The organism is Bradyrhizobium prioriisuperbiae (genome assembly GCF_032397745.1).
Classification (GTDB): domain Bacteria; phylum Pseudomonadota; class Alphaproteobacteria; order Rhizobiales; family Xanthobacteraceae; genus Bradyrhizobium_A; species Bradyrhizobium_A prioriisuperbiae.
Map to the genome: position 1 here is coordinate 6,481,366 of NZ_CP135921.1, position 21,772 is coordinate 6,503,137.

20 protein-coding genes are annotated in these 21,772 nt (G+C 62.5%); 11 read left to right on the plus strand and 9 right to left on the minus strand.

Annotated features, from left to right (window positions below; translation table 11 throughout):
• Positions 1-41: 41 nt before the first annotated feature.
• Positions 42-1,976 (minus strand): caspase family protein, encoded by a 1,935-nt coding sequence (locus RS897_RS30670; protein WP_315832439.1) that lies wholly within the window; start codon positions 1,974-1,976, stop codon positions 42-44.
• 33 nt (positions 1,977-2,009) lie between these two features.
• Positions 2,010-2,927: a DUF4399 domain-containing protein gene (locus tag RS897_RS30675; protein WP_315832440.1), complete on the minus strand. Its 918-nt coding sequence runs from the start codon at positions 2,925-2,927 to the stop codon at positions 2,010-2,012.
• A gap of 473 nt (positions 2,928-3,400) precedes the next feature.
• On the opposite strand from RS897_RS30675, the gene RS897_RS30680 reads away from it, so the two are divergent.
• The 7 genes from RS897_RS30680 to RS897_RS30710 all read left to right on the plus strand — a co-directional run bounded on the left by RS897_RS30680 (position 3,401) and on the right by RS897_RS30710 (position 11,311).
• Entirely contained in the window at positions 3,401-4,189 is a 789-nt protein-coding gene (locus tag RS897_RS30680) for a formylglycine-generating enzyme family protein (protein WP_315832441.1), read from the plus strand.
• Between the two features lie 42 nt (positions 4,190-4,231).
• On the plus strand, positions 4,232-5,002 hold the full coding sequence (locus RS897_RS30685) for an exodeoxyribonuclease III (RefSeq protein ID WP_315832442.1): 771 nt from the start codon (positions 4,232-4,234) through the stop codon (positions 5,000-5,002).
• Positions 5,003-5,206: 204 nt separating this feature from the next.
• Positions 5,207-6,757 carry an acyl-CoA synthetase gene (locus tag RS897_RS30690; protein ID WP_315832443.1) on the plus strand — a complete coding sequence of 517 codons (1,551 nt, stop codon included), beginning with the start codon at positions 5,207-5,209 and terminating at the stop codon, positions 6,755-6,757.
• Positions 6,758-6,821: 64 nt separating this feature from the next.
• The gene (locus tag RS897_RS30695; protein WP_315832444.1) at positions 6,822-8,048 is read left to right on the plus strand and encodes an ABC transporter substrate-binding protein; all 1,227 of its coding nucleotides are present in this window, start codon (positions 6,822-6,824) and stop codon (positions 8,046-8,048) included.
• A 213-nt stretch (positions 8,049-8,261) separates the two neighbouring features.
• Positions 8,262-8,774, plus strand: coding sequence for a hypothetical protein (locus RS897_RS30700; protein ID WP_315832445.1), 513 nt, complete (start codon positions 8,262-8,264; stop codon positions 8,772-8,774).
• A 214-nt stretch (positions 8,775-8,988) separates the two neighbouring features.
• Entirely contained in the window at positions 8,989-10,401 is a 1,413-nt protein-coding gene (locus RS897_RS30705; protein ID WP_315832446.1) for an MFS transporter, read from the plus strand.
• Positions 10,402-10,552: 151 nt separating this feature from the next.
• Positions 10,553-11,311 (plus strand): GntR family transcriptional regulator, encoded by a 759-nt coding sequence (locus RS897_RS30710; RefSeq protein WP_407654351.1) that lies wholly within the window; start codon positions 10,553-10,555, stop codon positions 11,309-11,311.
• Positions 11,312-11,315: 4 nt separating this feature from the next.
• Here the strand turns inward: RS897_RS30710 and RS897_RS30715 are convergent, their stop codons facing one another.
• From RS897_RS30715 to RS897_RS30730, 4 genes are read right to left on the minus strand one after another with little or no spacing between them, the layout of a single operon-like run.
• Complete coding sequence (locus RS897_RS30715; RefSeq protein WP_315832447.1) at positions 11,316-11,627, minus strand: DUF6166 domain-containing protein; 312 nt, start codon at positions 11,625-11,627, stop codon at positions 11,316-11,318.
• 25 nt (positions 11,628-11,652) lie between these two features.
• Positions 11,653-11,850 (minus strand): hypothetical protein, encoded by a 198-nt coding sequence (locus RS897_RS30720; RefSeq protein ID WP_315832448.1) that lies wholly within the window; start codon positions 11,848-11,850, stop codon positions 11,653-11,655.
• 21 nt (positions 11,851-11,871) lie between these two features.
• Entirely contained in the window at positions 11,872-12,264 is a 393-nt protein-coding gene (locus RS897_RS30725; protein WP_315832449.1) for a hypothetical protein, read from the minus strand.
• A gap of 33 nt (positions 12,265-12,297) precedes the next feature.
• Positions 12,298-13,089 carry a sterol desaturase family protein gene (locus RS897_RS30730; protein WP_315832450.1) on the minus strand — a complete coding sequence of 264 codons (792 nt, stop codon included), beginning with the start codon at positions 13,087-13,089 and terminating at the stop codon, positions 12,298-12,300.
• Between the two features lie 326 nt (positions 13,090-13,415).
• Between RS897_RS30730 and RS897_RS30735 the strand changes: the two genes are divergently transcribed.
• The 4 genes from RS897_RS30735 (at position 13,416) to RS897_RS30750 (ending at position 18,415) form a co-directional block, all read left to right on the plus strand.
• Complete coding sequence (locus RS897_RS30735) at positions 13,416-15,395, plus strand: phospholipase D-like domain-containing protein (RefSeq protein ID WP_315832451.1); 1,980 nt, start codon at positions 13,416-13,418, stop codon at positions 15,393-15,395.
• A gap of 175 nt (positions 15,396-15,570) precedes the next feature.
• Entirely contained in the window at positions 15,571-16,371 is an 801-nt protein-coding gene (locus tag RS897_RS30740) for an AMP nucleosidase (protein WP_315832452.1), read from the plus strand.
• Between the two features lie 335 nt (positions 16,372-16,706).
• Positions 16,707-17,483: an alpha/beta hydrolase gene (locus RS897_RS30745; protein WP_315832453.1), complete on the plus strand. Its 777-nt coding sequence runs from the start codon at positions 16,707-16,709 to the stop codon at positions 17,481-17,483.
• Between the two features lie 122 nt (positions 17,484-17,605).
• Positions 17,606-18,415, plus strand: coding sequence for an NAD-dependent protein deacetylase (locus RS897_RS30750; RefSeq protein ID WP_315832454.1), 810 nt, complete (start codon positions 17,606-17,608; stop codon positions 18,413-18,415).
• On the opposite strand, the gene RS897_RS30755 is transcribed toward RS897_RS30750, so the two are convergent.
• The 3 genes from RS897_RS30755 to RS897_RS30765 all read right to left on the minus strand — a co-directional run bounded on the left by RS897_RS30755 (position 18,369) and on the right by RS897_RS30765 (position 21,747).
• Positions 18,369-19,733 (minus strand): L,D-transpeptidase family protein, encoded by a 1,365-nt coding sequence (locus RS897_RS30755; RefSeq protein ID WP_315832455.1) that lies wholly within the window; start codon positions 19,731-19,733, stop codon positions 18,369-18,371. The genes RS897_RS30750 and RS897_RS30755 overlap by 47 nt on opposite strands.
• A 151-nt stretch (positions 19,734-19,884) precedes the next feature.
• A complete protein-coding gene (locus RS897_RS30760) occupies positions 19,885-20,337 on the minus strand; it encodes a hypothetical protein (RefSeq protein ID WP_315832456.1) in 453 nt (150 codons plus the stop codon).
• 288 nt (positions 20,338-20,625) lie between these two features.
• Complete coding sequence (locus RS897_RS30765; protein WP_315832457.1) at positions 20,626-21,747, minus strand: Gfo/Idh/MocA family protein; 1,122 nt, start codon at positions 21,745-21,747, stop codon at positions 20,626-20,628.
• Between the last annotated feature and the right edge of the window lie 25 nt (positions 21,748-21,772).

Consider the following 21,772-nt stretch of genomic DNA (forward strand, 5'->3'; position numbering starts at 1 on the left):
CGGTAGATCCCCAGCCGCTGCTCGAGCCGATTCGTGCCGCTCTACCGCGAGTTGGCAAGGCTCTCGCGCAGCCGCAAAACCTGGGGCCGCAAGTGTTCGCAGGCGAGTTCGCGCTCGAAGCGGACGACGTCGTCGCGCGATGAGCTGCTGCGCAGGCGCGCCAGTGTCGCCCGATCGCGTTCGCACGATTGCTCCGGCGACAGGGCAGGTGAGGCCGGTTGTTTGATGTCGACCTGGCGGGACGAACTGTCGCCGGTGGCGGTGGCCTGATCCGCCGGCCCAAGGCTTTCGCGCAGCCGTGCGATTTGCCGACGCAACCGATCACAGCGCAGCTCACGTTCGAAGGTGATGACATCGGCCAGCGACGGATTGGCGCGGAGCTTGGCAAGGCGGGCCTCGTCCTGCTTGCAGGCCGGCCCCTGGTCGACCGCTATCGCGGGTGGAACGGGCTGCGCAGCAGGCAGGCTGTTGAGGTTGGCCTGTTGCTCCGGCGGCTTTGGCGGCTCGGGGCGGGGCTGAACAGCGGCGGGTGGTGGCGGGGGCCGGATTGGTTCGGCGCTGGCTGATGCAGCCGAAGGCAGGGCGGCGGGTCCGAGGCTTTCCCGCAACCTGACAACCTGAGGACGCAGCCGCTCGCATCCGAGTTCACGCTCGAACTGGGTGATCTCATTCAGTGTTGGATTGCTGCGCAGACGGGTCAGCCGGGCATTGTCCTGCTCGCACGACTGCGTCGACGAGACCGGAGGCGGCAAAGGCGGTGTGACGACCGGGTCGATCCTGGCTTCCGGTCTTGTTTCCGGAGCTTTCAGGTCCTGTCGTTCGACCGCGGCAACCTGCTGTCGGGCATTTGGCCGAGGCGGATCCGGGGCGAGGGCCGGGGGATCGAGCCGGGCGGTTTGATTGCGCCGCTGCTCGTCCTGCAGGCGTTGCGCGGCCTCGCGTTCGGCGCGCGCACGTTCGGATTCGGCGGCTTTCGCGCGCGCCTCGTCCTGTCTGCGCTGCTCCTCCAGGATGCGTGCGGCGTCCTGTTGTCGGGCCTGCTGCAGCTGCCGCTCCTGCGCCTGCAGCTCGATGCGCTGGATCCGGTAGCGCGCATCGGTGACGAAGCTCGACGATGGAAATTTGGTGATGAAGTCGCGCAGTGCCGCCGGGTCCGCGGCCTCCTTGACGTCATCAAAGGCGATCCGGTCGGTCTGATTCAGATAGTAGTCGCTCAGCAGCGACACATAGGTTTCGGGCCGCTGCCGTCCACCGGTCTCGGAGTTGACGTCGGCGGCGACGCGCCGAAACAGTTGTTCGATCTCCAGCCCCGGTTCCTTGATGCGCTTCAGGAACGCGCGGGTGAACGGGCTGTTGCGGCCGCGTCCGTCGGCAGCGACTTCGTCCGCTGCGGTGGAATAGGCGATCACCATGCCCTGGGTCTTGTCGATCCGGGCCAGCCCGCGACTGCCGCCGCCGAAATTGCGGGTTTCGCCGCTGGCGCGGCGGCGGATCGATTCGACAATGGGATTGTTCCGGCAGGCATCCAGGATCATGACCTTGACGCCGGTGGCGCGGTCGAGCGCCGCGCGGACGTCGTCGATCGGCATCAGCTGATAACGCAGGCTGATCTCGTCCTCGACCTCGGCGTCAGTCGGAATCAGATAGTTGCGTCCCTGGTACTGCAACGCGTGACCTGCGTAGAAAAACAGCGCGGCATCGGAATCCGTCGCCTGGCGGGCGAACTTCGCCATCGCCAGATCCATGTCGCGTTTGTTGGCGTCGGTCGCCTGCAACACTTCGAAGCCGACACCGCGCAGCGCGGCGGCGACGTCCTCGGCATCGTTCTTGGGATTGGACAGTGCAAGGCTCGGATTGCCGTAGTGGGCATTGCCGATCACGAGCGCGATCCGCCGCTCAGCGCGCACATCACCAATGGCGCCGAGCGTCAGCACGGCACACAGCACGGCAATCCAGGCCGACGAACGCTTGCTCATGCTAGTCTCCGGATGCTCCGGATTGCATGCGGCTCAATCGTAACGGTACTTCCAGCGAAATCTCCTCTTCTTCTTGGCTGGCTTTGGTTTCTTGCCGCTTGCCGTCACCGTCACTTCGATCGGTGCCGAATAGATCGGCGGTTCGTGGGCGATGTGGTTCTCGTCCGCGAGCAGCAACTGCAATTTGTGCCGGCCCGGTGTCAGCGTCACCTTGGCTTCGGTCTGGCCAGCCCCAAAATGCAGATGGTTGAAGTCGTTCGGGATCGGTTGATCGAAGGGCGGCAACTCCGCGTCGACCAGCAGGTGGTGATGGCCGGTGTTGACCTTCTCGAAGCCAGCCGGTGCGACGCCCATTCCGATCAGGCCGAAGCGGATGACTGGATTTGGCGTCACATAAGCGCCGTCAGTGGGATACACGAAATAGACTTTCGCACCCGGCGGCGATGTATGGCGACCGCCCCGCGCCCCAGCGGGGGCCTGCGCAGCCGCCGGCGCTGTTGCACCGTCGACGACACGAACGCGGATGCGCTCGGAGATCACCGGGGGCGAATTCGGAATGTGCCCCTTGTCGCCCAGCAGGAGTTGCAGTGTGTGATCGCCGGGCGGAAGCGTCACTTCAGCCTCGGTCTGGCCGGCGCCATAGTGCAGATGATTGAAGTCGTTGGGGATGGGTTGGTCCATCGGCGGCGGATCGGTGTCGATCAGCAGATGATGATGCCCGGAATTTTCCTTATCGGAGCCCGCCGGCGCGACGCCCATGCCCCTGAGACCGAAATGCACCGTGAACTTGGTCGGAACGGTCTGGCCGTCCTTGAGATCGATGAAATAGACTGTGGCTCCCGCGGGCGACGGCGAGGGGCCTCCTTGGGCATTTTGTGCATTGGCGCTCCCGAGCGATCCGACAAGAATCAGGAGCGAGACCGAACTCGCGGCCACTGCGTTTGAGAACAAGAGCTCCTCCATAAGAATAGTGGCGCGCGGCTAAAGCCAATCGCCCAAATACTTTAAGGACCTGGTCCCTCGCAGGTATGAAAATGATACACTGGATTTATGCGAATGAATACGTTGTCGACTGGGGACGTCACCGATGATTGATAGTCCCGGTCAATCGACGGATATCGGCGTCATGGCGCAGGCTCTAATCATACAAACGGTTGATTGTTGAGGGTATTAAATTACCTCAAAGGAATTTGAACCTATTTGCGGATTCCTCATCTCCCTTCAATGCATGCGACTTTTTGATTTCCACCCACGATCGCTGGCGGCATACATAGTGCCTCGATCGGGATGAGAGTCACGTCGATAGGAATGAAATGATCAGGGCTTTGGTTCTTGTTGCAGTGTTGTTCGCGACCAGCGGAGTGGCTGCTCCGCTGCTCGGTCCGAGGCTTGATGTCCGAGCGCCTGTTCCGGACAGCATCGATTTGACTGCCGGTGCACCAGCGCAACGCAATGGCGTGATCCTGATCCAGGCCCAGTCGGCTACAGCGCCTGAGCCGGGCGAGACGTTCAACGATTGCCCGGACTGTCCGGAAATGGTGGTGGTCCCATCGGGCGATTTTGAAATGGGCAGCCGCGACTCTCCGTTTGAAGCCCCGCCGCACAAGGTCACCATCGGCAACCCGTTCGCCATTGCCCGACGTGAAACCACGTTCGCCGAATGGGATGCCTGCGTCGCTGGAGGCGGCTGCAAGTATCGGCCCGACGATCACGGCTGGGGCCGCGGCAACCAGCCAGTGATCGACGTGAGTTGGGAAGACGCCAAGGCCTTCGCAGCGTGGCTGAGCCGGAAGACCGGGCGGAAGTATCGCCTGCCGAGCGAGGCGGAATGGGAATACGCCGCCCGGGCCGGGACCACCTCGAAATTCTGGTGGGGCAAGGATGTCGGAAAGTCCAACGCGAATTGTGATGGGTGCGGCGACCTGCCGATCCGCAAGACGACGCCGGTCGGATCGTTCCGGCCGAACGGGTTTGGCCTCTACGACACGTCTGGGAATGCCTACGAGTGGGTGGAAGATTGCTGGAACGACAATTTCGGCAAGGCGCCCAAGGACGGTGCCGCCTGGACCACCGGGCAATGCGGCCAGCGCGTCCTGCGCGGCGGCTCGTTCGTCAACAAGTTCACGGCGGCGACGTCGTCGGCGCGCTTCCGTTACGATATCGACGTTCGCTATTATGCCAACGGATTTCGCGTGCTGCGCGATCTGCAGTGAGAAGACGCCGCGCCGGCTTGTGAGCGGATGGAGCCGCGCCCGGTGAAGATCGCCACTTTCAACATCAACAATGTGGTTCGCAGACTGCCGAACCTGCTGGCGTGGCTGCAGGCGGCGAAACCCGACGTGGTCAGCCTGCAGGAACTGAAATGCGACCACGACGCTTTTCCGGCCGATGCACTGGCGCGCGCCGGCTACGGTGCGGTGTGGCGGGGACAGCGGACCTGGAACGGCGTCGCAATCCTGGCGCGCAAGGCCGAACCGATCCTGATCCGCGACAGGCTGCCCGGCGACCTCGCCGACGATCAGAGCCGCTACATCGAGGCCGCGGTCAAAGGCATCGTGGTGACATCGCTCTATGCGCCCAATGGCAATCCGCAGCCGGGGCCGAAGTTCGATTACAAACTGAAATGGCTGGCGCGACTGCAGCGTCATGCTCGCGGACTGCTGCGCGAGCGGGTGCCGGTGGTGCTCGCGGGCGACTACAATGTGGCGCCGACGCCGCTGGATATTTATCCCACCAAGTCCTGGGACAAGGACGCCCTGATCCAGCCCAAAAGCCGCGCCGCCTTCGCCAAGCTGATCGCGCAGGGCTGGACCGACGCGCTGCGCACCCTGCATCCGGATCGGCCGATGTTCACCTTCTGGGACTACAAACGCAACCGCTGGGCCCGCGATGCGGGGCTGCGACTGGATCATTTGCTGCTGTCGCCGGACCTTGTCGACAGGCTCAGGCGTGCCGGCGTCGACCGGGAACTGCGAGGGGAGGAGAATGCGAGCGACCATGCGCCGGCCTGGATTCGGCTGAAGTGACCTTAATTTGAACAGGGCCATTCACCGTGCAGGGAGCACACTGTCGATAGCGACTTAACGCAAGACAGTTGGGTGAGGCGACGTCTCAACTGACGTCAAAAAACTGCGTGAAAACAAGGCGAGCGAAGTCTTCGGCCTGCCGCTCTTCAGTCTGACGCAGAGGCGGCACAAGAGCGCCGGGAGATCGCTGGGAGGAGAGGACGCATGCCGGTTCGGTATTACGACTGGATCGCTCACTATGCTCGTCGTACACCGGCGAAGATCGCCGTCATCGATCTCGCCAGCGAACGGCGCTGGTCTTACGCCACCTTCGACGATCGCATCGCGCGGCTCGCCCGGTTTCTGCGCGACCGGCTCGCCGTCGCACGTGGCGACCGGGTCGCCATTCTCGCCCTCAACACCACCGATACCCTCGAGCTGCAGTTCGCCTGCGGGCGGCTGGGCGCGATCTTCGTGCCGCTGAACACCCGTCTCACGGTGCCCGAGTTGCAGTTCATTGTCGGCGACGCGGCGCCACGCGTTCTGATCCACGACGGCGATCTCGCCGAGACGGCGCTTGCGGTGGCGAAGCTGTGCAACACGCCATCGACGCTGCTGCTCGGCCCGGGGCAATCCTATGAGGCGGCGATCGCCGGCACGGAGCGGCTGGCGACACCCGAGGTCGCGACCCTCGATGACATGTCGACGATCATGTACACCTCCGGCACCACCGGCCAGCCGAAGGGCGCCATCATCACCCACGGCATGACGCTGTGGAATTGCATCAATCTCGGCGGTCCGGCCTACATTACGCCGTCGTCGGTGCTGTTGACGGTGCTGCCGCTGTTCCACACCGGCGGGCTCAATTGCTACACCAATCCGGTGCTGCATGCGGGCGGCACCGTGCTGATCATGCGCGCGTTCGATCCCGGACAGGCGCTGAAGCTGATCAGCGATCCGGCGTGGGGGATCAACGTCTTTTTCGGCGTGCCGGCGATCTACCAGTTCATGGCGCAGCATCCGGCGTTCGCGGAGGCCGATTTCAGCCGGCTGGTCATCGGCGGCGTCGGTGGCGCCGCGATGCCGGTGCCGCTGCTGAAGATCTGGGAAGGACGCGGCGTCGCGCTGCAGCAGGGCTACGGCATGACCGAAACCAGCCCCGCGGTGCTGGCGCTCGATCGCGAGGATGCCGCGCGCAAGGCCGGCTCCGCCGGCAAGCCGGTGCTGCACACCGAAGTTCGGATTGTACGCCCCGACGGCACTGATGCCGAGATCGGTGAGCTCGGCGAGCTGTGGGTGAGGGGACCGAACATCACCCCCGGTTACTGGAACCGGCCCGACGCCAACGCGGCTTCGTTCACCGACGGCTGGCTGCACACCGGCGACGCCACCCGCGTCGACGACGAAGGCTTCTATTATATCGTCGATCGCTGGAAGGACATGTACATTTCCGGCGGCGAAAACGTCTATCCGGCCGAGGTCGAGAACGTGCTCTATCAGATGCCCGCGATCGGCGAGGCGGCAGTGATCGGCATCGCCGACGAACGCTGGGGCGAGGTCGGCGTTGCGATCGTGGCTGTGAAGGCCGGCCAGGCGATCAGCGTATCCGACATTCATGCGCACTGCCGCACCAACCTGGCGCGCTTCAAATGTCCCCACCTGATCCATTTTGTCGAGGCCTTGCCGCGCAATGCGACCGGCAAGGTGCACAAGCCGACGCTGCGGGACAAATTCGGCACGCCGGGGGCGGTCGACCGGGCAAAGGCGGCCTCCTGATGCTGAGGGCCCCGCGAAGCCATCCATGACGATTGTCGAAATTCATTCTCAAAGGGGACTGCCGATGACGATTGGACGATTGATTGCTGCATCCACCATTCTGGCACTGGGCACGCTGGTCACGGCGCAGGGTGCGCTGGCGCAGAAAAGATACGATCCCGGCGCCACCGACACCGAGATCAAGATCGGCAACATCGAGGCCTACAGCGGTCCGGCCTCCGCCTACGGCATCATCGGCAAAACCGAGGATGCCTACTTCAAGATGGTCAACGACCAGGGCGGCATCAACGGCCGCAAGATCAACTTCATCTCCTACGACGACGCTTACAGCCCGCCGAAGACTGTCGAGCAGGCGCGCAAGCTGATCGAGAGCGACGAGGTGCTGCTGATCTTCAACGCATTGGGGACGCCGCCGAACAACGCGATCCAGAAATATCACCAGGCCAAGAAGGTCCCGCAGCTGTTCGTCGCCACCGGCGCCAGCAAATGGGACGACGCCAAGCAGTTTCCCTGGACCATGGGATTCCAGCCGAGCTATCGCTCCGAAGCGCGGATTTTCGCCAAATACATTCTGAAGGCGAAGCCGGATGCCAGGATCGCGGTGTTCTATCAGAACGACGACTTCGGCAAGGACTATCTGGCCGGTATCAAGGATATCTTCGGTGACAGCGCGGCGAAGCTGATCGTCGCTGAAGAGAGTTATGAGATCTCCGAGCCGACCATCGATAGCCACATCGTCAAGCTGAAGGCGACCGGCGCCGATGTCCTGATCGATATCGCGACGCCGAAGTTCGCGGCCCAAGCCATCAAGAAGGTCGCCGAACTCGACTGGAAGCCGGTGCATCTGCTCACCGACGTCAGCGTGTCCATCGGCGCGGTGATGAAGCCGGCCGGGCTGGAGAATTCCGAGGGCGTGCTGTCCGCCACCTATCTCAAGGATCCCTCCGACCCGCAGTGGGCGAACGATGCTGGCATGAAAAAGCTCGAGGCGTTCCTCGACAAGTACATGCCGGGCGCCAATCGCTCCGACCTCAACATCGCATATGGCTATGCCGCGGCCCAGACCATGGCCCATGTGCTGCGGCAATCCGGCGACGACCTGACGCGGGCGAACGTCATGAAACAGGCCGCCAGCCTGAAGGACTTCGTCGCCGACACGCTGATCCCCGGCGTCCGGATCAACACCAGCGCCACCGACTTCGCACCGATCGAGCAGTTGCAGATGATGCGTTTCAGGAACGGCAGGTGGGAGATGTTCGGCGACGTCATCAGCGCCGAAACCGGTGGCTGATTTCCGCACGCTTTCATACAGTTGAGGCCGGCGATCCCGTACGATCGCCGGCCTTTTTCATGGGGGCTAGTCTAGCTCTTATTGCGGGCCACTGTGATGCACATCACGTTCGAATTCGCTCCCCGAAATTATGATGGTGGGGTCGGCAATCCAGGCCATTGAGAGAACCGTCGCACATTTTAATTTTATTGATGCGATTTTTGGAGAAGCAAAATGTGGATTGGAGCCATCAGATTTGTCGTACAGACCAAGGACACGTCGAATGCCGGTACCGATAGCCTGGTCACCGCGCACATTCTGCGTGACGGCGGGCAGCTTCCGGGTTTCAAGCTCGACTATCCGACCGAGGACGACCTCGAGCGTGGGGCGATCCGCGCCTATGATTATATCGGAGCGACCAAGCTGCCGCGTCGCAATGACCAGACCCCATCGTTGCCGCCCGGAATCGGCCAGAGTCCGATGCCGTATCCCGGCTGGGGTTATGAGTTTTCCAATGGCATGAACGGGCATCTCAAGATCCAGCTGCGCATTCACGGCGACGACATGTGGGTCAAGGACAATGTCGATTTCTACGTCCGCCGCATCCGCAATGTCGCGACCAGTTTCGACACGCTCGCCTGGCAGATGGATTCCGACTGGAGTTATGTCGCGTCCTGGACTCAGGATGTCGCCATGAGCACCGATGGATCGGAAGGCAAGACCGTCTGGAATTTGAACCTGAACTGATCAGGAGATGCTGCGTCGGCAGCATTGGATCGCCGCGCTGCAAAAGGCCGCCCTTTGGGCGGCCTTTTGACTTTGGGCGAACGCCAGAGCCCGTCGTCGATTGACAGACAACTGACATATTACTAACGTATCAGTTGATGAAGTCCTGATCGCATGATGACAAGCAGGAGCGCCGGCTCGAACCGGCGCCGGTTGCAAAGGGAGGACTCCGGACATGACCACCATTGATGCGGCCCGTGGATTGGCCGCCGATACGTCATTGGCGCAGCGCCGCGCGCAGACCGCCCAGGTCGCCGAGATCGCGGCACGGCTCGAACGGTTGCCGCTGACGTCCTATCAGCGCGGCATTTTCGGGATCATCGCCACCGCATGGTTGTTCGACAGCATGGATCTGGCAGCGCTCACTTTCGTGCTCGGTTCGATCCGGCAGACCTTCCAGTTGTCGACGGCGGAAGCGGGATTGCTGTCGAGCATGAGTTTCCTCGGCATGTTTCTCGGCGCAGCGTCTGCCGGCGTGCTGGCGGACCGGTTCGGCAGGTCCCGCGTGTTTCAGGTCAGCATGATCTTCTGGGGTCTCGGCAGTCTGTTCTGTGGTTTGTCGACGACTGTCACCATGCTCGGCGCGTCGCGACTCCTGCTGGGATTCGGAATGGGCATGGAGTTTCCGGTTGCCCAATCGATGGTGTCGGAAATCATGCCGGCAGCCAATCGCGGCCGCTACATCGCGCTGCTGGAAGGCTTCTGGCCGCTGGGGTTCATTGTGTCCGGCCTGCTGAGTTACGTCGTGCTTTCGGTCGCGGACTGGCATTGGGTGTTCATCCTGCAGGCCATTCCGGCGCTGTTTGTGCTGGTGATCAGGCGCTATGTGCCGGAATCGCCGCGCTGGCTCGCCTCCCGTGGCCATTCCGACCGCGCTGAAGCGACCATCCGCGAGATCGAGCGCAAGGTTTCAGAGCGTCTCGACGGCAAGCCGCTGCCGCCACCACAACCACAGCAGGCCTTCGGTACGGCGTCGGAAGGCGGCGGAATTGCGTCGCTTTTCTCCGGGATCTATGCCCGGCGCACCGCGATGCTGTGGTCGCTGTGGTTCTTTGCGCTGCTCGGCTTTTACGGGTTGACCACGTGGCTGGGCGCGCTGCTGCAGGCCAAGGGATTTCCGGTGACCAAGTCGGTGTTCTACACCATCCTGATTTCGCTGGCAGGCATCCCGGGGTTCCTGTGCTCGGCCTGGCTGGTGGAAGCCTGGGGGCGCAAGGGAACGCTGGCCCTCAACCTGCTTGCGGGGGCTGTAGCCTGCTATGCCTACGGCTCGGCCACCGGCCAGACCCAGTTGATCGTCGCCAGCCTGTGCATGCAGTTCTTCCTGTTCGGGATGTGGTCGGCGCTCTACGCTTACACGCCGGAGCTTTATCCGACACGGATACGCGCCACCGGGACCGGATTCGCCTCCGCGATCGGGCGCGTCGGCTCGCTGATCGGTCCTTATGTCATCGGCATCATCCTGCCGACGGCGGGGCAGGCCGGCGTGTTCGCGCTGGGTGCGGGAGCGTTCGTCCTGGCCGCACTTGCCGTCCTCATCCTTGGCGAGGAAACGCAGGGACGGACGCTGGAAAGCATTTCGCACTAGCCTTCACCATCCGGCTGTGACGAAGGGACGGCTTTTCGCCGTCCCTTATCGTTTGTGTAACAATGCCGTGCAACGATCGCTGTTGCCCGCACTGGAACGGGTGTGAGATATCTGTTGCCGACAACTGATTGGCGATCGAATCGAAGGTTTCATGGTCGACAGACGAAAGCGTGCGGCGGCACCGCGAGCGCCGGGCAAGGCCGCAACTCCCAAGCGTGCGTCAGCGGCGGTGCAGGCCGCGATGAGCCGCAAGGCCACCCGGCCGGTAACCGCGCCAGGGGACGCCACAATGACCGACAAGGCCTATGCCTTGCTGGAAGAGCTGATCGTCACCCTGCAATTGCCGCCCGGCGCTGTGCTGTCGGAGATCGTGCTGGCCAAGCGGCTTGCGACCGGGCGCACGCCGATCCGCGAGGCGTTGCAGCGGTTGTCGCGCGATGGCCTGGTGAACATCCTGCCGCGCCGCGGCGTGCTGGTCTCCGACATCGATCTCAGTGCGCAGCTGCGGCTGCTCGAGGTTCGCCGCGAGCTGGAGCGGTTGATGGCGCGGGGTGCGGCCAAACGAGCCACACCGGACGAGCGCCAGGAGTTTGCCGAAATCGCGCGCGGCATGCGCCTTGCGGCGGACAAGGAAGACGATCTGGCGTTCATGCGGCTCGACCAGCAGTTCAACCTGCTGATCGCCACTTCCTCGCGCAACGAGTTCGCCATGCGCGCGATGGGGGTGATGCATGGCCTGTCGCGCCGCTTCTGGTATCAGCACTACAAGCAGGCCGCCGACCTGCCGCTGGCCGCACGGCTGCACGCCGAAGTCGCCGAAGCGGTTGCCGTCCAGGATATCAAGCAGGCGGGGGCCGCATCCGACGCGCTGATGAGCTACATCGAGAGCTTCGCCCGCTCCACATTGTGACCGATCAGGCCGGCTGGGTCTTGCCGCGGAGAACTTCGACGGCAGCGGCGAGATCGGCCGAGGTCAGCTCCCACTCATTGTCGAAATTGGCAACGACGCGCTCCATGAATGTCTTGTGCAGGCTCCTGGCGGCTTCGGCGTCGGCCAGATGGTCGTACAACAGGGCGAATGCCAGTTGCGCCGGCTCCGGGCCCTCATAGCTCCACTCGAATCCAAAGTCGGTCAGCCGCAATTGATCGCAGGCAGCGGACAGCGGCTGGCCGTCGACCGTGACGACAATCCCGTCGATCGTCCGGTCACCCGCATAGTGTTTCATGAAATTCCTCCAGCGCTGTCACGGACTACTTCGGCGGCGCGGTCGGCTTGACGTCTTTTTTGACGACTTCGGGAAACACCCACATCGCGGCGGTGGCGAACACGCCGAGAAAGGCGACGGCGTAGCTGGGGCCGCTCTGACCGAGATGGATCATGAAGGCATAGCCGGCCGCGGCCGTGGCGAGGCAGGCCACCGACAGCAGCGCTTTGATGTGAGGGGGCATGGCAGTCTCTCCTGGTCCGGATCAGATCAGCGGTGCAATCCCGCCAACGACATTGCTCGCAAGCAGCAGCAGCGCAAGGGCAAACGTACAGGCGGAGAGGGCCAGTCCTTGCCGTCCGTCGCGGAGGCGTCGCGGCAGCGCCTGGAACAGCTCGGGCATGAACAGGAACAGCAGGCCGGCCATGATGATAATGGTGGTCCAGCGCAGCGCGCCGGCGGCAAAATGCAGCGTCGCGGTTGATAGCGCAAGCCAGAGCACGGTGTTCGTCAGCACCAGGAGTGTCGAAATCGGCCCCCGGTCGGTCCGGCGAGCAAGCGGATACATTCCGGCCAGTTGAAAGAAACCGAGGCAGCAGATGCCCCAGAGCAGGGAAAACCAGCCCAGCGCCTGGATGTTCGGTTCGATCTGGCTCATGGGCATCTCCCGGACAGCGCAGGGGGCGGCGGCTTATTCCGCCGGGGCTGAGACTGATGTCGCCGACAGGCGCGGAGTCCTGGCGGTCCGGCGCATGTCGGTTTTGACATGGCGTGTGCTGGTGCCATTGAAGACATGACCGAGCAGGCCCCGATTGAGGTCCGAGGTAGCGAACAGATAGTCCATCACCGGGAAAGTGAGGTTCATGTTGCGCTCCATCATGATCGACTGGTGGTGGTGCGCGGTGTGGTGCCGGCGGATGGTGTTGACGAACGGCATGGTGCGGACGAACCAGTTCTCCTCGACATGGCAGCAAAAGTGCATGAACTCGTAGATCAGGTACATCGAGGTGGTGGTCGAGATCAGCAGCCAGCCCACGTTGGGCGAAATCAGCAGGCCGGCGACGATGGCGGCGGGGATCGACATGAAGGTGAAAACGACAAGCGCATAGGGCGGGAAGAACGTCACGCGCCAGTCATGGTGATCGGCGAAGCGCATCTCCTGCTCGGTGAAGAACTGGTGATGCATCAGGGTATGGCGGCTGTAGATCGCGCGCAGCAGCGCGATGTTGGACGGGCGATGCATGACGTAACGGTGCACGGCCCATTCGAAGAAGTTGGCGATCAGAAAGATGGCCGGCACCGTCAGCCACTCCCACCAGCGAACGGCGCGAATGTTGGCGATGTAGACGTACAACGCGGTGAAGCCGATGGTGTAGATCAGCACCACATGAAGCCAGCCATTGTACCAGCCGGCCACGCGCTGGCGATAATTCGCCCGGTAGCTGCGTTGCCGGTCGGTCATGGGGGTAGCTGCGAGTTCCATGGAGGCCTCCGTGCGATCCTAAATTAGTGCAATTCCATCTGACATATTAGTCGCATGTCAGATAAAAGCAAGTCCGGCCGCGAAGGGGCGTCTCGTCGCGGAATCGGTCGCCAGCAGTCGCGAAATGGTGTGGTCGAAACGACCGCTCCGGCCGGTCGCATTCCCCGTATTTTCCTAAACTGTGAGGTCCGTCACATTTCCCGGCGCATCAAGCGATTATGGTTGAGTCGCGCATTTCAGGGCTCGCAAGTCTGGGCCACCAGTTTTTGATGACGGATTTTTTTCACTTGGGACAGCCTTCAATTCAGGGCTGGGGGAGCATCATCATGAGCGCCGTCGCAATTTCCAACAACGACATGGTTTATCTGCACTGGAACGTGGCCGAGAAAATCCCGGATTGTCTCGGCTTCAGTGTGATCCGGCATGATGCGAAGACCGGCTCGAGGCAGCCGGTGCCGGCCATGGTCGGCTTTTCGTCGACCCCGGCCAAGGCGGCCGGCGTCAACAAGGCGGCGGGAAAAACGTTCGAAACCACCGACATCTGGCCGGTGCAGAAATATTCCTGGAAGGATCTGTTTGCGAAGCGGGGCGGGACCTACTGGTACGAAATCGTGCCGATGCTGGGCAAACCCGGTAGCTTGAAGCCGGATGCCGGCCGTACCATGCGGACCAACAGTGTCACGGTCGACAGCCATCACGGCGATTGTTCGGTGTATTTCAATCGCGGCATCATCTCGACACAGGCGATCGCGCACAGCCTGCCCAAAGGCAAGGGCGGCAAGCCCAGCACGGAGTTTCTCAAGACCGAGATCGCGAAGCCTGACAGCCCGCTGCGGAAACGACTGGTCGGCGACCTCGAAACCGGCGTCCTGTCCCTGCTCGAGCGCGCCAAGAGCGAGCCGGGGGGCACGTGCTATTGCGCCCTGTATGAATTGTCCGACCAGGATCTGGTCGATCACCTGGCCTCGCTGAAAAAGAAAGTCCACATCGTGCTGTCGAATGCGGGTGATGACACCGAGGACGGCAGCAAGGATGGCGACAGCACCAATGTGGAGGCCCGCAAGAAGCTCCACAAGCTCAAGCTGGACATCAAGGATCGCATGCTCATCAAAGGGCATATCGGCCACAACAAGTTCGTGGTCTATGCCAACAAAAAGGGGCCGCAGGCGGTGCTGTCGGGCAGCACCAACTGGACGCCGACCGGGCTGTGCGCGCAGAGCAACAACGCCATCGTGATCGAATCGCCGGAGCTCGCGAAACAGTATCTTGCCTATTGGAAGATCCTGCAGGCCGACACCGTCAAAGCGAAGAAGGATCGCTCAAAGCTGCAGGACAAGGGGTTTCGCGCGGCGAACAAGAAAGAAAAGCCGGATCAGGATCTCGAGGACAGCGCCGACAAGCCAGGCGGAACCGTCCGGGTCTGGTTCTCGCCGAACACGGTGCAGAAGAGCGTGCCAAGGAGCAAGAAGCCGGGCGTCAAGCCGCCCACACCTGCCGACCTGACCGAGGTGTTCGGTCTGATCGAGAACGCCAAGCAGGGGGCGCTGTTCCTGGCCTTCATTCCCGGCAATCCGAGCATCGTGTCGAAACTGAAAGAGGTCTACGACGCCAAAACCAAGGGCGGCAAGCTGTTCTACCTGCGCGGCGCCGCGACGTCGCCGGATCCGGCGAGCGTGTTCCGGGTCGATCTCTATCACCGCTCGGCAACGTCGGACGCGACCGTGCGCGCCGTCGACAATCCGCCGCAGCTTCGCTCAAAAGCCTCGGTCGCGTCGGTGGCCGGAATTTTCGCGTCGTTCGCGAAATGGGAGGCAGAGATCTACAAGGTGGGTCATGCCGTCATCCACGACAAGATCCTGGTGATCGATCCGTTTACCGACAACAGCGTGGTGGTGACCGGCAGTCATAACCTCGGCTTCCGCGCGTCCTACAATAATGACGAAAACCTGCTGATCATCCGGGGCAACCGCGAGGTGGCGGAAGCGTATGCGGCCCACGTTCTCGACGTCTACGAGCACTACCGCTGGCGCTGGAAGCTGCAGGAGCCGCTTCGCGACGCGCTCGAGAAACTGAAAAAGCAAAAGCCGGATGCCAAGTCGGCGGAGCTCTGGAAAGAAGTGATGCAGAAGGTCGCTCCGACCGTCATCGACAAGGCCTGGAAGAACTTGAATCCGAGCGACAAGTGGCAGGACTTCTACGTCAAGAACAAGGACTTCCTCGCGGCCGAGACCAACTTCTGGTCGTCGTTCGGCGGCGAAGGGGTGGCGCGCGGCACCCGCCGGGATCCGGCGCGAGACAATCGGTAGCCGACTGTTGAATTATCGGACATCGAAAAGCCGCGCCAACAGCGCGGCGTTTGCTTTCTAAGGCCAATTCAGGGGCCGGAATCGCGGCTCCAACTCCTGCTCGCGGTGGCCTTCTTTCATGCTTATATACCGGGCTGGGATGGCTTCTGGCCGTCCGAACCGCCTGGATGGGATGATGAGAGAGAAAAAGGATATCGTTGAGAACTGGCTGCCGCGCTACACCGGGACGCCGCTGGCCGACTTCGGAGACCACGTTCTCCTGACCAATTTCGACAACTACGTCGAATGGTTCGCGGACCACCATGGCGTGCCCGTCAAGGGGGCGGACCGTCCGATGCCCAATGTCACCGCTGACGGTATCACCCTGATCAATTTCGGTATGGGCAGCCCGAATGCCGCCACCGTGATGGACCTGCTCAGCGCCATCGCACCGAAAGCTGCGCTGTTTCTCGGCAAGTGCGGCGGCCTCAAGCGCAAGAACCATATCGGCGACCTGATCCTGCCGATCGCAGCCATCCGCGGCGAGGGGACCTCGAACGAATACCTGCCGCCGGAGGTGCCGGCGCTGCCGGCCTTCCAGTTGCAGCGCGCGGTCTCATCCTCGATCCGCGACGCCGGGCGGGATTACTGGACCGGCACCGTCTACACCACCAACCGCCGGGTCTGGGAGCATGACGAGGCGTTCAAGGAGCGGCTGCGCGGCACCCGCAGCATGGCGATCGACATGGAGACCGCGACCATCTTTGCCGCGGGGTTCGCCAACCATATTCCGACCGGAGCGCTGCTGCTGGTCTCCGACCAGCCGATGGTCCCCGAAGGCGTGAAGACCGAGGCGTCGGACCGGTTGGTGACGGCCAACTTCGTGGAGATGCATATCCGGATCGGGATCGAGGCGCTGAAGCATGTGCGCAGCCGTGGCCAGAGCGTGAAGCATCTGCGCTTTGAGGACGAGTCCGACGGCGGGCATGTGCCATAACGGATCGTGGCGGCTCGTCCTGGCCGAGTATCCGGATCGCGAAGAGAAGGCTGCTCATTGGAGCGGCCTTTGTATTTTCGTCCAAGATTAAAATCGAATTTAGATTCCCGACAACGTGGTCATCGACGGTCGGCGGATGAAGGCGTTTGTCCGCAGCCTCCCAATTCTAAACTCCTATTTAATGTGCCCGCAGCGTCGCCGTGCGTAACACGCATCATGGTCGACGCGTATCACCATCGAAGCCTAACGCTTCCGTGCGGTCTCGCAGGACTAAACGCACTCGGCCGCCCGGTTCGAGTGAGATTAAATCCAACATCGGAGATGGAGATAGAGTGATGACCAAATTACATATGGCTCTTGCAATGACGGCCGGACTGCTGAGCCTGCCGCTCGGCGGACTGGCTGCGAATGCCGAAACCGGGGCGCCGGTGAAAGCGCACAATGTGGTGCTGGTGCATGGCGCCTGGGCCGATGGATCGAGCTGGTCCAAGGTGATCGCGCGCCTGCAGGCGGCCGGGCTCAAGGTGACCGCCGTGCAAAATCCGCTGACGTCGATCGCCGACTCCGACGCGGCGACGCGCCGGGTGCTGGCGCAGCAGGATGGACCCACCGTGCTGGTCGCGCATTCCTGGGGCGGCACCGTCATCAGCGATGTCGGCAACGATCCCAAGGTCTCCGCGCTGGTCTATGTGGCCGCGCGCGCGCCCGATGCCGGTGAAGATTTCGTCGCGCTGTCCGGCAAATTTCCGGTCGGGCCGGTGCGCGCCGGTGTCAAGGAGCACGACGGGTTCACCACCATTGCCGAAGACCATTTCCTGAAATATTTCGCCAATGGCGTGCCGAAGGCGGAAGCCGAGGTGCTTTACGCCGAGCAGCAGCCCGCTGCGGCATCCCTGTTCGGGCAGCGAACCACTGAGGCCGCCTGGCACAGCAAGCCGTCATGGTATGCCGTGTCCAAGCAGGACGAGACCATCAATCCGGATTTCGAACGCTTCCTGGCCAAGCGGATGAACGCCACGACCGTCGAGCTGGAGGCGGGGCATCTCTCTCTGGTTTCACATTCGAAAGAGGTTGCCGACCTGATCCTGGCGGCCGCCGGACAGACAAAGTAACTGCCAGGCCGTGCAGGCTTCTTAGGACAAATCCGGCGGCCATTGAGCCGCCGGCCCCACTTCGTTCGATCGTATGACGGCTCCCTTGCCGAAAATCGGTCGGGGGGCCATATCTGCGTCCCATGACCGAATTCAATTCACTCCAGGACTTCGTCGATCGGCATCAGCGCCTGTTCGTGTTGACCGGCGCCGGCTGCAGCACGAACTCAGGTATTCCCGATTATCGGGACACGCATGGACAATGGAAACGCCAGCCGCCGGTCACCTATCAGGCGTTCATGGGAGAGGCGGCAACGCGCCAGCGTTATTGGGCGCGCAGCCTGATCGGATGGCGGCCGTTCGGCCGGGCCCAGCCCAATGCCGCGCATCGGGCTTTGGCACGGCTTGAAGCAAGGGGCAGCTCCGAACTCATTCTCACCCAGAACGTCGATCGGCTGCATCAGGCGGCCGGCAGCGACAAGGTGATCGATTTGCACGGCCGGCTCGATCTGGTCCGTTGCATGGGATGCGAACACAAGATCACGCGAAACGAGTTTCAGGACGAACTCAGCCGATTGAACGCGGGCTGGATTGATCTGGAGGCGACCGATGCGCCCGACGGCGACGCCGATCTCGACATCCAGGATTTTTCCACCTTCGCAGTGCCGGCCTGCCGGCACTGCGGCGGCATCGTCAAACCGGACGTCGTGTTTTTCGGCGAGAACGTACCCCGCAGTTCCGTCGAGACCGCCACAGAGCACCTGCAACAGTCCGACGGCATGCTGATCGTCGGAAGCTCGCTGATGGTCTATTCGGGTTTTCGTTTTGTGCAGATGGCGGCCCGCGCAGGCATTCCGATCGCGGCGGTGAATCTGGGACGCACGCGGGCCGATGACATGCTGGCCTTCAAGCTGGAAGAGGCTTGTGAGACGGCGCTGGAGTTTTTGCTCTGATCTGCGCTATTGCCTGGAGACCTGCTGGGGCTTTCCAAAAAAATTCGCGCGCTTCCGCGGCGGCATCCAGCAACTGGTCGTCCTGTTCATAGATGTCGTCACGGAAATTGACGGTGCCGTCGCGCGTCATCCAGCCGGTCAGGTAGATCCAGGCCACGGGCACCTTCTTCGGCAGCGCCACGTTCTGCCGCTCGCCGGTGGCGATCGCGGCGTCGATCCTGGTGCGGTCCCAGTCCGCCGCGCCTTGCAGCAGCCAGGCCGCGAGATCGCGGATCTGGTCGACGCGCGCGCAACCATGGGAGTCGAAGCGGTAGTCCTTGCTCAGCAGGCTCTTCTGGTTGGTGTCGTGCATGTAGACGGCGTAGGCGTTCGGCATGTTGATCTTGAGCTGTCCCAGCGCGTTCCATGGCCCGGGCAACTGGCGAACGATGACGTTCGGCGTCTTGCCCTCGCTCCAATCAACAGTCGAGGGATCGATGACGCCGTCATGCTCATCATTCAGCTGCATATGCATGCGGTCGAGATAGCCCGGGTCCGTCCGCATGTGGGCCGCGATCTCATTCTTGGTGATGGAGGCGGGGACAGTCCATCGCGGGTTCAGGCTGATGTCGGTGATCTCGGCGGACACCGTCGGCGACGGCTTTTCGGTCTTGCCGACCACCACACGGTAGCGGTGCACGACCCTGTCGCCTTCGACCGCCTCGACATAGGCGGCGGGGATGTTGACGGCCACGAACCTCTGGCCGAAGCCGAAATTGATGGCGGAGGTGCGCAGCAGCGACGCTTCCAGCTGCTTGCTGCGTTTTTCAACGGGGACATTGAGGGCGGCGAGGGTGCGCGGGCCGACGGTTCCAGTCTCAGGCAGGCCATGGCGCGCCTGGAAGTGTTTCACGGCGGCGGACACGGTGGCGTCGAAAGCTCCGGTGGCCTGGTCGGAGGCCAGATCTCCGGTGGCGATCAGCCGGCGTCGCAGCGCAGCGTCATTGGCGCCTTCCGTGCCCACCACGAACTTCGCATCCTTGGGCAGCATTGGCCATCCGCCTTGCGCGGCAAGGGCTGCGTATTTCTGAATGGCCTGCTTGAGGCGCTCCGCCGTTCCCTGGTCGAACGTGGGATCGGTGGTTGTGGGCAGGTCGCGCGTTGTCTTGAGAGCGAGCTCCGGTGTTTTCAGCTGTTCTACTGCGGCCGCGTTTGGTTGTGTCGGGGCCGCGGCCGCGACACCCGTGGTCTTCCCAGCGGGCGGCGATGTCTGGGCGTGGGCCAGGGGAATGCCGAGGCCGGCTGCCGCAGCCAGCACGAAAACAGTCGTTCGCTTCATGGGGAGCCCACCGTGAATGAGGGCGGCAGCATAGGATCAGACCATCAACCATCCGTTAACGATGTTTTGGCCGTGGGGCAGGGGCGCGGCTGCCATCGGGGGCGATGTAGGAGCCCTCCAGCCGCTGCGGCAGCACCCTGTCGAGCTGCACCTACCCTTGGCTAGTGCTCCCCCTCAGCTCGCGCGGAGCCACGGGATGCACGAAGCGCGCCGGCGGGCGAGGCGCGCACTCCGACCGCTGAAGGAAGCCGCCACGCCGGCATGCTTGAATGGTGTAAGCGAATCTCCTGGCGCTATTGATCTCGAAGGAGAAGCGGCCGAGGCTTTCAAACTGCCTGCCGCAGGTGCCCACAACGCCGCCGCACTGGACGAAGACGTTGTAGTGGCTGATACCCACCAAACGATTGCTTAGCGCCACCGTGATGAACAGTTTTGTGAAGCCGGGTCCGTGACGTACATTCAGTCTGCTCGTGGCGCAGACGCCGCCGGAGCAGGCCGCCTCTGCAGGCGAGCTGGTGAAAGCCACTAATCCAATCGACCCGGTCAATGCGACGGCGATGGCCATGAAGGTGCGCATCATTTTCGCTGCGCGAGTTTCAGTCATACGGCCTCCCGACGCTCTTTAAGGGGGCGCGTCCAGGACGCGGTCACCCGTCCAAGGAACCTGGCTGAGAAACAACCTACCGCTGCACTGTTGAAAAGTGTAACTTTTCAAAATAACAACCTCAAGATGTTTGAAAGCGGAGAGTGCGACCAGTTGAAGCATTGACATGATACACCGGCAGGAAGTGCCGCTGTTACAGAACAGTAACGGCGAATACATCGTGGTGATGCGCCAATCGGTATGGGATCGCAATATTCAATCGGGATCCGCAGGCTCGCCCGGCTCCCGTTACGTGTAGAACTCCTCGAGATCGAGCGGCAGCTTGATCTCGGTGCCGCGCTTGGCTGAAAGGTCCATCGCCATGGTCAGCAGCAGGTTGCGGTGACCCTGCGCGGCCGACGCGTGCGGCGTCTTCAGGCCGGTGTGGATGCGTCCGAACCAGGAATTGGTTTCGTCGCGCATCGGGCCCCAGAGCTGGCCATCGTTCATGTCTCCCGGCGGATAGCTGGTGAGGAAATCGACATGGCGCTCGAACTCGGGCTTGTAATTGCGCGACGTATAACCGGCGCCGATCGGCTTTTCGGTCGCCATCACCAGATCGCGGTGGGTGTCCTCGATGTCGATGACGCCCTCGGTGCCGACGATGCCGACTTGAAGACCATATACAGCGCCCGGCCAGACGTGGGGCAGGGCCCAGCTGATGTTCATGCTCCAGATCGTGCCGTCATCCATTGTGAAGATGCCGAAGGTCGAGTCCTTGGTGCCCAACATCCCGAGTGCCTTGTCGACCGAGCGGGCAAACACCGATACCGGCGTCTTGCCCTCCATCAGATACAACGACATATCGAGCGCGTGCGTCCCCGAGACCACCATCGGCGTCAGGTTCTGGCGCTGATTGGTCTTGCGGATGGTGGCGATCGGCACCATGCGATTCATGAATGCGCGCGTCACCACGGAGGTCACGTCGCCGATGTCGCCGCGGGCGAGCTTGCCCTTGACCGCCTGGAAACGCCGCCGGAAGCGGTTGGTATAGCCCATTACGGCATCGACCCCGGCTTGTTCGATCGCCTTCAGCACCTTCGCGGATTCCCGCGCGTCGGTCGCCAGCGGCTTTTCAATGAACAGGTCCAGCTTGCGCTCGCACGCGGCCAGCAGCGGGCCGACATGGGCATTCTCATCGGTTGCAATGATCGCCGCCGTGACCTCGGGGCGCCTCAACAGCTCGTTGTAGTCGGTGGTGAAGAAATCGGCCTCGGCGTCCTCGGCAAGCTTCTGGCCGACCTCGGCGTTGGAGTCGCACAGGCCAAGCCAGCCGATGCCGGGATAGTCGCGCGCGAACTCGGCCCGGATGCGGCCGATCGTGCCGCAGCCGATCACGGCCAAGCCGATGTCTTTTCGGTGGGATCTCATCTCTTCGCCCTTCTGCAAAGCGGGG

What these genes read in the sequence shown, in the direction of transcription:
- RS897_RS30740 (WP_315832452.1), top strand. Translation starts at nt 15,571, where the DNA reads ATGAGAGAGAAAAAGGATATCGTTGAGAACTGGCTGCCGCGCTACACC.
- RS897_RS30750 (WP_315832454.1), top strand. Translation starts at nt 17,606, where the DNA reads ATGACCGAATTCAATTCACTCCAGGACTTCGTCGATCGGCATCAGCGC.
- RS897_RS30690 (WP_315832443.1), top strand. Translation starts at nt 5,207, where the DNA reads ATGCCGGTTCGGTATTACGACTGGATCGCTCACTATGCTCGTCGTACA.
- RS897_RS30670 (WP_315832439.1), bottom strand. Translation starts at nt 1,976, where the DNA reads ATGAGCAAGCGTTCGTCGGCCTGGATTGCCGTGCTGTGTGCCGTGCTG.
- RS897_RS30725 (WP_315832449.1), bottom strand. Translation starts at nt 12,264, where the DNA reads ATGAGCCAGATCGAACCGAACATCCAGGCGCTGGGCTGGTTTTCCCTG.
- RS897_RS30735 (WP_315832451.1), top strand. Translation starts at nt 13,416, where the DNA reads ATGAGCGCCGTCGCAATTTCCAACAACGACATGGTTTATCTGCACTGG.
- RS897_RS30700 (WP_315832445.1), top strand. Translation starts at nt 8,262, where the DNA reads ATGTGGATTGGAGCCATCAGATTTGTCGTACAGACCAAGGACACGTCG.
- RS897_RS30765 (WP_315832457.1), bottom strand. Translation starts at nt 21,747, where the DNA reads ATGAGATCCCACCGAAAAGACATCGGCTTGGCCGTGATCGGCTGCGGC.
- RS897_RS30745 (WP_315832453.1), top strand. Translation starts at nt 16,707, where the DNA reads ATGACCAAATTACATATGGCTCTTGCAATGACGGCCGGACTGCTGAGC.
- RS897_RS30695 (WP_315832444.1), top strand. Translation starts at nt 6,822, where the DNA reads ATGACGATTGGACGATTGATTGCTGCATCCACCATTCTGGCACTGGGC.
- RS897_RS30755 (WP_315832455.1), bottom strand. Translation starts at nt 19,733, where the DNA reads ATGAAGCGAACGACTGTTTTCGTGCTGGCTGCGGCAGCCGGCCTCGGC.
- RS897_RS30760 (WP_315832456.1), bottom strand. Translation starts at nt 20,337, where the DNA reads ATGACTGAAACTCGCGCAGCGAAAATGATGCGCACCTTCATGGCCATC.
- RS897_RS30705 (WP_315832446.1), top strand. Translation starts at nt 8,989, where the DNA reads ATGACCACCATTGATGCGGCCCGTGGATTGGCCGCCGATACGTCATTG.
- RS897_RS30720 (WP_315832448.1), bottom strand. Translation starts at nt 11,850, where the DNA reads ATGCCCCCTCACATCAAAGCGCTGCTGTCGGTGGCCTGCCTCGCCACG.
- RS897_RS30710 (WP_407654351.1), top strand. Translation starts at nt 10,553, where the DNA reads ATGGTCGACAGACGAAAGCGTGCGGCGGCACCGCGAGCGCCGGGCAAG.
- RS897_RS30730 (WP_315832450.1), bottom strand. Translation starts at nt 13,089, where the DNA reads ATGGAACTCGCAGCTACCCCCATGACCGACCGGCAACGCAGCTACCGG.
- RS897_RS30715 (WP_315832447.1), bottom strand. Translation starts at nt 11,627, where the DNA reads ATGAAACACTATGCGGGTGACCGGACGATCGACGGGATTGTCGTCACG.